Origin of the sequence: Prevotella sp. P5-50 (genome assembly GCF_002251295.1) — a bacterium.
Classification (GTDB): Bacteria; Bacteroidota; Bacteroidia; order Bacteroidales; family Bacteroidaceae; genus Prevotella.
Genome location: NZ_NPJA01000021.1, coordinates 53,549 through 66,242 on the forward strand (window position 1 = coordinate 53,549; position 12,694 = coordinate 66,242).

The window sequence follows — 12,694 nt, forward strand, 5'->3', positions numbered from 1 at the left end:
ATAAACGAGGAAATATATGTGTGGAATAGTAGGATACATAGGCAACAAACAAGCCTATCCCATCTTGATAAAAGGCTTGCGACGTCTTGAATACCGTGGTTATGATTCTGCCGGTGTTGCCCTTATCAATGATAATGGCAACCTTAATGTCTGTAAGACAAAAGGCAAGGTCGATAACCTGGAGGAATATTGCAAAGACAAGGATGTAAGCGGAACAGTAGGTATTGCTCATACCCGTTGGGCTACCCACGGAGAACCATCTGCCGTAAATGCACACCCTCACTATTCTGAATCCAAGAATCTCGCAATTATACATAATGGTATTATAGAAAACTACGCAGACTTGAAGCGTAAACTTCAATCCAAAGGCGTAGAGTTTCGTTCTGATACGGATACAGAAGTACTCGTGCAACTGGTAGAGTATATTATGGAGCATAAGGATGTCGATCTTCTCACAGCCGTACAGGTAGCTCTCTTCCAGGTCATTGGCGCCTATGCAATTGCCATTATCGACAAACGCGACCCCAATCAGATTATTGCAGCCCGTAAGCAGAGTCCACTTGTGGTCGGAATAGGTAAAGACGAATTCTTCTTAGGTTCAGACGCAACACCACTGGTGGAATATACCGACAAGGTCGTCTATCTCGAAGATGGAAATATCGCCGTGATCCGTCGCGGAGAAGAACTTAAAGTGGTAAGTATTTTTGGAGAGGAACAGCAACTCAAGGTGAAAAAGGTGGATATTAACCTTGGACAACTTGAAAAAGGTGGATTCCCACACTTCATGCTTAAGGAAATCTTTGAGCAGCCCGAATGTCTGACCAACTGTATGCGAGGACGCGTCAACGTGGATACCGACAACGTAGTACTCTCGGCAGTAATCGATTATAAGAAACAACTGCTTGATGCCAATCGCTTCATCATCGTAGCCTGTGGTACGTCGTGGCACGCAGGATTGATAGGCAAACAAATGATAGAACAACTCTGTCGCATTCCTGTAGAAGTGGAATATGCGTCAGAGTTCAGATATCGTAATCCCGTCATTACGTCAAAAGACGTGGTAATTGCCATCTCACAAAGCGGTGAGACCGCAGACACCCTTGCCGCCATACAACTTGCCAAAGAGCACGGCGCATTTATTTATGGAATATGTAATGCCATCGGATCAAGTATTCCCCGTGCCACAGATACCGGTTCGTATATTCACGTAGGACCAGAGATAGGAGTCGCTTCTACTAAAGCCTTTACTGGACAGGTTACCGTATTGACCATGCTGGCTCTTGCTTTGGCAAAAGAAAAAGGAACAATCTCCACGGAGAATTACATGCATGTGGTGAAAGAACTCCACGAAATCCCCAACAAGATAAAAACAGTACTTCAACTTAACGACCGTATCGCAGATTTAAGTCGTACATTCACCTATGCACGAAATTTCTTATATCTCGGACGTGGATTCAGTTATCCGGTTGCCCTTGAAGGAGCCTTGAAACTGAAGGAAATTTCCTATATTCATGCAGAAGGTTATCCGGCTGCAGAAATGAAACATGGTCCGATTGCCTTGATTGACTCAGACATGCCTGTGGTGGTCATCGCAACACATAATGCCATGTACGAGAAAGTATTATCCAATATCCAGGAAGTAAAAGCTCGTAAGGGAAAGGTTATCGCTATTGTCAGTCACGACGACAATACTATCAGCAAAATTGCCGATGAAGTCATCGAACTGCCAGACACCATCGAATGTCTTGAACCGTTATTGACAACAATACCCTTGCAATTGCTGGCGTATCATGTTGCAGTATGTAAAGGTCTTGATGTTGACCAACCCCGTAATCTCGCAAAGTCGGTAACCGTTGAATGATTTCAACAGTTACCGACTTTTTTTTGCGACGTAGTGAAAAGAGAGAAGAACAGACAATACAAACACAAATAAACAAAGGAGACAAAAACGTGGAAGAACTCAAGCACGAATGTGGTGTGGCCATGATCAGGCTACTTAAGCCGTTAGAATACTACGAAAAGAAGTATGGTACATGGGCGTATGGTTTCAACAAACTCTATCTGATGATGGAGAAACAGCACAACCGCGGACAAGAAGGCGCAGGTTTTGCTACGGTAAAACTAAATACTGAGCCCGGAAACGAATATATGTTTCGTGAAAAGGCTGAAGGTAAAGACGCTATCACAGAAATTTTCTCGCGCGTAAAACAAGACATGGTTGGAGAACTTTATATGGGCCATCTTCGCTATTCCACTACAGGAAAGTCTGGACTGACTTATGTTCATCCATTCCTGCGACGAAACAACTGGAAGGCGAAGAATCTCTGTATTTGTGGTAATTTCAATATGACAAATATTGACCATGTCTTTCAGAAAATCACAGCACAGGGCCAATGTCCACGCATCTATTCAGACTCCTATATCATGCTGGAATGGATGGGCCATCGCCTTGACCGAGAAGTGGAGCGTAACTTCGTAGAAGCTCAACGCCAAGGGTTGGAAGGACGCGATATTACCGATTATATCGATCAACACGTAGAAATGAGTAATGTCCTTCAAACCACGATGCCCGACTTTGATGGAGGATATGTTGTGTGTGGATTGACTGGAAGTGGCGAAATGTTTGCCATGAGAGATCCGTGGGGAATCAGACCGGCATTTTACTATCGTGACGATGAAGTCGTGGCTTTAGCAAGTGAACGGCCTGTATTGCAAACCACCTTTGATATTTCTTCGGATGCCGTCTGCGAACTCAAAGCCGGACAGGCTTTACTCGTCAAGCAGAATGGTAAGGTGGATGTACGGCAAATAATTCCTCAACGTGGCGATAAAGCTTGTTCGTTTGAACGTATTTATTTCAGCCGTGGTAATGATGAGGATATTTATAAAGAACGACTCCTCTTAGGAGAACAATTGACTGGTAGCATTCTCAAGGCTATCGATAAGGATGTCCATCATACGGTATTCTCATTTATCCCCAATACCGCAGAAGTGGCATACTATGGTATGTTGCGTGGTTTCAAACAGTATATCAACCAACGCAAGATAGAGCGTATCTCGAATCTTGGCCACATACCTACTCCAGAGGAATTGGAGGATATCCTTAAAGATTACGTGCGCTCGGAAAAGGCGGCATGGAAAGATATTAAATTGAGAACCTTTATTACCGAAGGAAATTCTCGTAACGACTTGGCTTCACATGTCTATGATGTAACCTATGGGATTCTGGAACCTCAACGCGACAATCTCGTCATTATCGATGATTCTATTGTGCGAGGAACAACCCTGAAGGAAAGCATCATAAAAATACTCGCGCGACTTCAACCCAAGAAAATCGTTATCGTTAGTAGCGCTCCACAGATTCGTTATCCAGACTATTATGGTATCGACATGGCGCGCCTTGAGGAATTTTGCGCCTTCCGTGCGTGCATCCAACTGTTGAAAGACAGACATATGGAGTCTCTCATAGATACGGTTTATCGGAAGTGTAAAGACGAACTTCAGAAAAACGACGGAAGCATGGAGTGTGCTGTCAAGGAACTCTACCGTCCGTTTACCGTAGAAGAACTCAACGTTAAGATGGTTGAAATGTTGTGCCCTGCTGATGTGGAAACACCTATAGAACTGGTATTCCAAAGCATAGAAGGCCTTCATAAAGCTTGTCCCAATCATCATGGCGATTGGTATTTTACAGGCGACTATCCAACGCCAGGAGGTACAAGACTCTGCCTCATGGCATTCGTGAACTATATAGAAAATGTATATAATCAGGAAACAAAATAATAAATAATGAAAGACGTAACACTTGTTCTGGAAGACGGAACGCAATTCAAAGGAAAATCATTCGGCTATGATGCACCAGTAGCAGGAGAAGTCGTGTTCAACACGGCTATGATGGGCTACCCCGAGTCATTAACAGACCCATCTTATGCCGGACAACTCATGACGCTTACATATCCGCTGGTTGGAAACTATGGAGTACCTCAGTTTTCTTTCGAAAAGAACGGCCTACCGACCTTCATGGAAAGCGACCGTATCTATGCTTCTGCTATTATCGTAAGCGATTATAGTGAGCAATATTCCCATTGGAATGCTAACGAAAGTCTTGCCGACTGGTTGAAAAGAGAAAAAGTACCTGGTATAACAGGTATTGACACCCGCCAATTGACAAAGGTTCTTCGTGAACATGGTGTGATGATGGGTAAAATACTCATGGACGACGAACCTGACAATATTCCAGAAGCCGATTATGAAGGTGTGAATTTCGTGGATCGTGTTTCCTGTAAAGACATCATCCGATATAATGAAGGCGCAGGACGAAAAGTGGTACTCGTCGATTGTGGAGTGAAAGCCAATATCATTCGTTGTCTTATCAATCGTGGAGTGGAAGTTATTCGGGTGCCATGGAACTACGATTATACTGGAATGGAATTTGATGGACTCTTTTTGGCTAACGGACCTGGCGACCCTGACATGTGTGGAGATGCCGTTGATATTATCCGTAAGCAGATGTCTGTTAGCCGTAAACCTATATGTGGAATATGTATGGGAAATCAATTGTTGGCCAAGGCGGGTGGCGCCTCAATCTATAAGTTGAAATATGGACATCGCAGCCACAACCAACCAGTTCGCGAAGTAGGTACCAACCGTTGTTATGTGACCAGTCAGAACCATGGTTATGCCGTTGATGCTTCTACACTAGGAAAAGAATGGCGCGAACTCTTTGTCAATATGAACGACGGTTCTAATGAAGGCATTCGCCATCAGACCAACCCTTGGTTTAGCAGCCAGTTCCATCCTGAGGCTTGTTCTGGACCAGTCGATACTGAGTTTATGTTCGACCGCTTCGTAGAGGCATTATAATCCATCAAACCATTTTTATGTAATAAGAACAATAATGAAATACGATAATATCAAAAAAGTATTGCTCCTTGGAAGTGGAGCGCTCAAAATCGGAGAAGCTGGAGAATTTGATTATTCTGGTTCACAAGCCCTTAAAGCATTACGCGAGGAAGGGGTGAAAACCGTACTTATCAATCCGAATATTGCTACCGTACAGACGTCAGAAGGGGTAGCCGATGAAATATACTTCTTACCCGTTCAACCATATTTTGTTGAACGTGTGATAGAAAAAGAACGACCAGACGGTATCCTGCTTTCTTTTGGTGGTCAGACCGCGTTGAACTGTGGAGTAGAACTCTATCAGAGTGGAGTGCTCGATAAATATGGCGTACGCGTATTAGGAACTCCCGTACAGGCCATTATGGATACAGAAGACCGCGAACTCTTTGTGGAGAAACTCGATGAAATCAACGTAAAGACTATTAAGAGTGAGGCTTGTGAAAACATAGAACAAACACGCAAAGCTGCTGCGGAATTGGGCTATCCTGTCATTCTTCGTGCAGCATACGCACTTGGCGGATTAGGTTCTGGTTTTGCCGATAATGAAGAAGAACTCAACAAACTTGCTGAAAAAGCGTTCTCTTTCTCTCCACAGGTATTGGTCGAGAAATCTCTCAAAGGTTGGAAGGAGATTGAATACGAGGTGGTGCGAGACCGTTACGATAATTGCATTACCGTCTGCAATATGGAAAACTTCGACCCGCTGGGAATACATACGGGCGAATCAATAGTTGTTGCTCCTTCTCAGACCTTGACAAACTCAGAATATCACAAACTCCGTGCCCTTGCCATCAAGATTATCCGTCATATCGGAATTGTTGGAGAATGTAATGTACAATACGCTTTCGACCCACAGTCGGAAGACTATCGAGTGATTGAGGTTAATGCACGCCTGAGTCGTTCTTCTGCTTTGGCATCTAAAGCAACTGGTTATCCCTTGGCATTTGTGGCTGCCAAACTTGGTATGGGTTATGGACTCTTTGAACTCAATAATTCGGTTACCAAAACGACAAGTGCATTCTTCGAACCTGCCCTTGACTATGTGGTCTGCAAAATTCCACGTTGGGACTTGTCCAAATTCCGTGGTGTTGACAAGGAACTTGGATCATCTATGAAGTCTGTAGGTGAGGTCATGGCTATCGGACGTACCTTTGAAGAGGCTATACAGAAGGGACTGCGCATGATAGGACAGGGAATGCATGGTTTCGTGGAAAATAAGGAACTGAAGATTGAGGATGTTGACGCGGCCCTCCGTGAACCTACCGATAAGCGCATCTTCGTCATTTCAAAGGCTATGCATCTTCCGCAATATGATATTGACCGTATTCACGAACTTACCCGTATCGATAAGTGGTTCCTCTACAAACTGAAACACATCATAGATATCGACGAGGCGTTGAAAGGCCTGAAAAATAATGATGGTACATCGGCAGAAAAACTTGATGCGACATTACTTCGTGAGGCAAAAGTCTATGGATTTACCGATTTCCAAATTGCACGTGCCATCGGACTTGAGGAAACCATGAACAATATGCATGAGGCTGTACTTGCTGTTCGTAAGATACGTAAGTCGATGGGTATTGTTCCCGTGGTTAAACAGATAGACACGCTTGCTGCGGAATATCCTGCCCAGACCAATTATCTTTATGTGACGTATAGTGGGGTGGAAAGCGATATTCAATATGAACAAGATGGAAAGAGTATTATCGTACTTGGCTCAGGAGCTTACCGCATCGGTTCGAGTGTAGAGTTCGACTGGTGTGGTGTGCAGGCTCTTAATACCATACGCAAGGAAGGTTGGAGAAGTGTCATGATCAATTATAATCCGGAAACGGTTTCTACCGATTATGATATGTGCGACCGCCTGTATTTCGACGAACTGACCTTCGAACGCGTCATGGATATTATTGACCTCGAACAGCCTCATGGTGTCATCGTATCGACTGGTGGACAGATTCCTAATAATCTTGCCATGCCTTTGGCAGAACAGCACGTGCCGATTCTGGGTACGTCTGCCATCGATATTGACGGAGCAGAAGATCGTGCAAAGTTCTCACAGATGCTCAACGAACTTGGAGTCAACCAACCTGAATGGAGCGCTTTGACCTCGATGGATGACATAGACCGCTTTGTGGATAGGGTAGGATTCCCAGTTCTCGTGCGCCCATCGTATGTGTTGAGTGGAGCGGCCATGAATGTTTGTTCCAATCGTGAAGAACTTGAGCGCTTCCTCCAGTTGGCTGCAAATGTGAGCGAAGACCACCCTGTGGTTGTTTCCAAGTTTATCGAACATGCCAAGGAAATAGAAATGGATGCTGTTGCTAAAGATGGCGAAATATTTGCCTATGCCATTTCAGAACATATCGAGTTTGCTGGCGTCCATTCTGGAGATGCTACGATTCAGTTCCCTCCACAGAAACTTTATGTAGAAACAGTTCGCCGCATCAAGCGCATCAGTCGCCAGATTGCCAAAGCGCTTCACATCAACGGACCTTTCAATATTCAGTTCATGGCACGTGATAATGACATTCTCGTGATTGAATGTAACTTGCGCGCCTCACGCTCCTTCCCGTTTGTATCAAAGGTGTTGAAAATCAACTTGATTGAGCTTGCCACTAAAGTAATGCTTGGTCTTCCTGTTGAGAAACCTCATAAAAACCTTTTCGACCTCGATTATGTAGGTATCAAAGCCAGTCAGTTCTCGTTCAACAGATTGCAGAAAGCTGATCCTGTACTTGGCGTTGATATGGCTTCAACAGGTGAGGTGGGATGCTTGGGTGACAATACATCTACGGCTTTGCTGAAAGCCATGCTGAGCGTGGGACATCGCATTCCGAAAAAGACTGTCCTCTTATCTACAGGTACACCTAAACAGAAAGCTGAAATGATTGATGCTGCCCGTATGTTAGTAGATCATGGCTACAAACTCTATGCTACAGGTGGAACATCACGCTATCTGACAGAAAATGGTATAGAAAACACGACTGTCTATTGGCCCAGCGAATCAGACAAACAGCCACAGGCTCTTACACTCCTCCATGACCACAAGGTGGATATGGTAGTCAATATCCCCAAAAATCTGACCGAAGGAGAACTGAGTAATGGTTATCTCATCCGTCGTGCCTCCATCGATCTCAACGTGCCGCTCATTACCAACAGTCGATTGGCTTCTGCTTTTATCCAGGCGTTCTGTACGGTATCGTTAGACAATATAGGAATCAAGTCTTGGAGAGAGTATTGACAAAAATAATTATGTAAACATTTGGCAGGTTGCCAAATGTTTACTATATTTGCACAGTCAAAACTCTTAAAGATTATAAAACTATGGAACTTGGTGACATACTTGAATCTAAAATAAACCGAAGTGACTATAAGATACTTATTGTCGATGATGTGACGAGTAACGTGTTGCTATTGAAGATTCTTCTGACCAATGAGAAGTTTCAAATATGCACAGCGTCTAACGGCCATCAATGTGTAGAAGTGGCACGTAGCGAACATCCTGACTTGATATTGCTCGATGTAATGATGCCCGAACTCAACGGATTTGACACGGCGGTTATATTGAAAAAAGATCCCCTGACAGCAGATATACCTATTATATTTCTGACGGCTCTCAATAGCCCAAGTGATCTTGTACATGGATTCCAAGTTGGAGCTCATGACTTTTTGACGAAGCCTTTCAATAAGGAAGAACTGATCATGCGCGTCATGCACCAGATTTCATTGGTGGCAGCCAAACGCTATATTATAGAGCAAAATGAAAAGCTCAAGAGGATCATTTCTAACCGTGATAAGATGTATTCAGTAATCGCACATGACTTGCGTTCGCCTATGGCATCCATCCGTATGGTACTTAACCTCTGTGTCAACGTGGTGACGCCGGATATGGTTGGCGAGGAGATCTTTGGTTTGCTCGATAAGGCCAATCGTGAATCAGAAGAGACTCATGACTTGCTTGACAACCTGTTGAAGTGGACCAAGAGTCAGACTGGACGCCTTGAAGTGGCTTATCAGAATCTCGAACTCGATGATATCGTTCCTGGTGTGGTTGATATCTTCACGATGATTGCTGAGATGAAGAAGATCAAACTTCAGTATATTCCTTCTGAGGAGCATCTGAAAGTACGAGCTGACAACGATATGATGAAAACCGTGGTGCGCAACTTCATTTCAAACGCTATTAAGTTTACCCCAGAAGGCAAGGGAATCGAGGTATATTATAAGAAGTCGGGCGAGTTTGCCAAAATCAGCGTTCGCGACCATGGTGTCGGAATTGCTCCAGAACGTATTGATACCTTGTTCCATAAAGGAGAAACCACTTATGGTACAGGTGGTGAGGAAGGTTCTGGACTTGGACTCCAGCTTTGTGCAGATTTCGCTCGCAAGAATGGTGGCGACGTGATGGTGGAATCAACCTTAGGAGAAGGCTCTACCTTCAGTTTCTTAGTACCGTTGTTGAAAGAAGAAGCATAATATTGTAATCATACATTTTGATTATTACAATAAAATACAGACAGGGGCATCTTTTGAATGATCGCCCCTGTTTGTGTTTCGTGAACTTATGACACTTTATTCTTCTTCGGGATGTTTTGGAAATGTCTTCGGGTTAATACGATCCTATGCTTACCTCTTCAATAAGTCTCTTCTAAGTACTATAAAAATGGGAGTTTAATGGGACTTACTTCCTATATAAATATAAGTAAGCATAAGTTGCCACCTCTGTCATGTAGGAAGCCGTAATGAATGACTTATATAAAGAAATGATGAAAAAAATTACTCTTTTCTTGCATAATACAAGGAAATATGTTATCTTTGCCGAATAGAAAAATCAATAACAATAATTAATAAACAAATATCAAAGCTAACTTATGAGCCAAAAAAGAGTTTATACCTTTGGTAATGGAAAAGCTGAAGGTAATGCAAAAATGCGTGAACAACTTGGTGGTAAGGGTGCCAACCTTGCCGAAATGAACCTTATTGGAGTGCCTGTGCCTCCAGGATTCACCATTACTACTGACTGTTGCAACGAATACTATCAGGTAGGACAAGAGAAAATCATGCAGTTGCTTAACGATGATGTCATGGCTGCTGTCAAGCACATCGAGGAACTGATGAACTCTAAGTTCGGAGACAAAGAAAATCCATTGCTCGTGTCTGTTCGTTCTGGAGCACGTGCTTCCATGCCTGGTATGATGGATACCATCCTGAACCTTGGTCTTAACGACGAGGTGGCAGAAGGATTGGTAAAGAAGACAAACAACCCTCACTTCGTTTATGACTCATATCGCCGTTTCGTACAGATGTATGGCGACGTCGTACTCGAAATGAAACCTGTGAATAAAGAGGATATCGATCCGTTTGAGGAGATTATCGAACAAGTGAAGGCTGAGCGTGGTGTGAAACTCGACAAAGACCTTTCTGTGGATGAGTTGAAGAAACTCGTTCAGCTGTTTAAAGCAGCTATCAAAGAACGTACAGGCAAAGTATTCCCAGACAATCCTATTGAACAGCTGTGGGGTGCTATTTGTGCGGTGTTCCGTTCATGGATGAACGAACGTGCCATCCTCTATCGTAAGATGGAAAGCATTCCAGACGAGTGGGGTACAGCTGTTTCGGTAATGGCCATGGTATTCGGTAATATGGGTGAGACTTCAGCTACTGGTGTATGCTTCAGCCGTGATGCTGCTAATGGTGAAAACGTATTCAATGGTGAGTATCTCGTTAATGCACAGGGTGAAGATGTTGTGGCTGGTATCCGCACACCACAGCAGATTACAAAGCTGGGGTCACAGCGTTGGGCAGAACGTGCAGGAATCTCAGAAGAAGAGCGTGTCGCTAAATATCCTTCAATGGAAGAAGCTATGCCAGAGATTTACGCACAGCTTAACGGCATTCAGGAGAAACTCGAAGAGCACTATCGCGATATGCAGGATATGGAGTTCACCGTACAGGAGGGCAAACTCTGGTTCCTTCAGACCCGTAACGGAAAACGTACAGGTGCTGCCATGGTGAAGATTGCCATCGACCTGCTTCACGAAGGAAAAATCGACGAGAAGACCGCTATCATGCGTTGTGAACCACAGAAGCTTGATGAACTGCTTCACCCCATCTTTGATAAAAAAGCTCTTACCACAGCAAAAGTTATTGCACAGGGTCTGCCTGCATCTCCAGGAGCAGCATGCGGACAGATTGTATTCCATGCTGACGATGCACAGGAATGGCATGAAGATGGCCACAAAGTGGTACTTGTACGTATTGAAACCTCTCCAGAAGACCTCGCCGGTATGTCTGCCGCAGAAGGCATCCTGACAGCACGTGGCGGTATGACCTCTCACGCTGCCGTTGTAGCACGTGGCATGGGTAAATGCTGTGTATCAGGTGTAGGTTCACTCAATGTTGATTATCATGCTAAGACCGTTGAGATTGACGGAGTCGTATATAAAGAAGGTGACTACATCTCACTTAATGGTACCACAGGTCAGGTTTATGCAGGCGAAGTACCTACCAAGGCTGCAGAACTGAGTGGCGACTTCAAAGAACTCATGGACCTTTGCGATAAATACACCAAACTTCAGGTTCGTACCAATGCAGACACTCCACACGATGCACAGGTTGCACGTCAGTTTGGTGCCAAGGGTATTGGTTTGACTCGTACCGAGCACATGTTCTTCGAGGACAAGAAGATCGTGGCTATGCGTGAAATGATCCTTTCTGATAGTATCGCAGGACGCGAAAAGGCACTCGCCAAACTTCTTCCTTATCAGAAAGCTGACTTCAAGGGAATTCTTGAAGCAATGGACGGGCTGCCCGTAAATATCCGTCTGCTCGATCCACCTCTCCACGAGTTCGTTCCCCACGATATCGAAGGTCAAAAAGTAATGGCCAAGGAGATGGGCGTAGATCTCGCCACCATCCAGCGTCGTGTGGATTCTCTGGCAGAGAACAACCCGATGCTTGGACATCGCGGATGTCGTCTGGGTATTACCTTCCCTGAAATTACAGCCATGCAGACCCGTGCTATTCTCAGCGCAGCATGTGAACTGAAGAAGGAAGGAAAGAATCCTATGCCAGAGATTATGGTTCCATTGATCGGTACCATCAAGGAGCTCAAACAGCAGAAGGATGTTATTCAGTATGCTGCCAAGGAGGTATTTGCTGAATATGGCATCAAGGTAGAGTTTGAGATTGGTACTATGATTGAGATTCCACGTGCTGCCCTTACAGCAGGTCTTATTGCCAGCGAAGCACAGTACTTCTCATTCGGTACTAACGACCTTACCCAGATGACCTTCGGTTACAGCCGTGACGATATTGCTTCGTTCCTGCCTGTATATCTCGACAAGAAGATTCTTAAGGTTGACCCATTCCAGGTACTCGACCAAGAGGGCGTAGGCCGTCTCATCAAGTATGCCGTTAAAGAGGGTCGTGAAACACGTCCTGATCTCCGTTGTGGCATCTGTGGTGAGCATGGTGGTGAACCAAGTTCTGTGAAGTTCTGTGCCAAGATTGGTATGAACTATGCATCATGTTCTCCTTTCCGCGTGCCCATCGCAAGACTTGCTGCTGCGCAGGCAGCCGTAGAGGAGTAAATTAGCACTCTTATATAATGAAAGGGACCTGTCCGTTTGGGCAGGTCCTTTTTTAGTCTTCGGAAGAAAGCTTCCGACGATTATTGACTAAAAACGTCGCATAATATGTGGTAATTTGCAGATTTGTTTGGCTATTCGACATTAATTTTGTATCTTTGTCGCAGAATTTGCGACGTTAATCACTGTTTTATGTCGCACAA

General features: G+C 44.4%; 6 protein-coding genes. All 6 read left to right on the top strand.

Going from position 1 to position 12,694, the window contains the following annotated elements; genetic code table 11:
- Nucleotides 1-16 precede the first annotated feature (16 nt).
- Entirely contained in the window at nucleotides 17-1,861 is a 1,845-nt protein-coding gene (gene glmS / locus CIK88_RS05625) for a glutamine--fructose-6-phosphate transaminase (isomerizing) (RefSeq protein WP_094390352.1), read from the top strand.
- Between the two features lie 89 nt (nucleotides 1,862-1,950).
- The gene (locus CIK88_RS05630) at nucleotides 1,951-3,783 is read left to right on the top strand and encodes an amidophosphoribosyltransferase (RefSeq protein ID WP_094435146.1); all 1,833 of its coding nucleotides are present in this window, start codon (nucleotides 1,951-1,953) and stop codon (nucleotides 3,781-3,783) included.
- Nucleotides 3,784-3,789: 6 nt separating this feature from the next.
- Entirely contained in the window at nucleotides 3,790-4,863 is a 1,074-nt protein-coding gene (gene carA, locus CIK88_RS05635; RefSeq protein ID WP_094390353.1) for a glutamine-hydrolyzing carbamoyl-phosphate synthase small subunit, read from the top strand.
- 34 nt (nucleotides 4,864-4,897) lie between these two features.
- Nucleotides 4,898-8,143 (top strand): carbamoyl-phosphate synthase (glutamine-hydrolyzing) large subunit, encoded by a 3,246-nt coding sequence (gene carB / locus CIK88_RS05640; RefSeq protein WP_094435118.1) that lies wholly within the window; start codon nucleotides 4,898-4,900, stop codon nucleotides 8,141-8,143.
- A gap of 83 nt (nucleotides 8,144-8,226) precedes the next feature.
- Nucleotides 8,227-9,378: a hybrid sensor histidine kinase/response regulator gene (locus CIK88_RS05645; RefSeq protein ID WP_094390355.1), complete on the top strand. Its 1,152-nt coding sequence runs from the start codon at nucleotides 8,227-8,229 to the stop codon at nucleotides 9,376-9,378.
- Between the two features lie 395 nt (nucleotides 9,379-9,773).
- Nucleotides 9,774-12,494: a pyruvate, phosphate dikinase gene (ppdK, locus tag CIK88_RS05650; protein WP_094390356.1), complete on the top strand. Its 2,721-nt coding sequence runs from the start codon at nucleotides 9,774-9,776 to the stop codon at nucleotides 12,492-12,494.
- The last annotated feature ends 200 nt before the right edge of the window (nucleotides 12,495-12,694 follow it).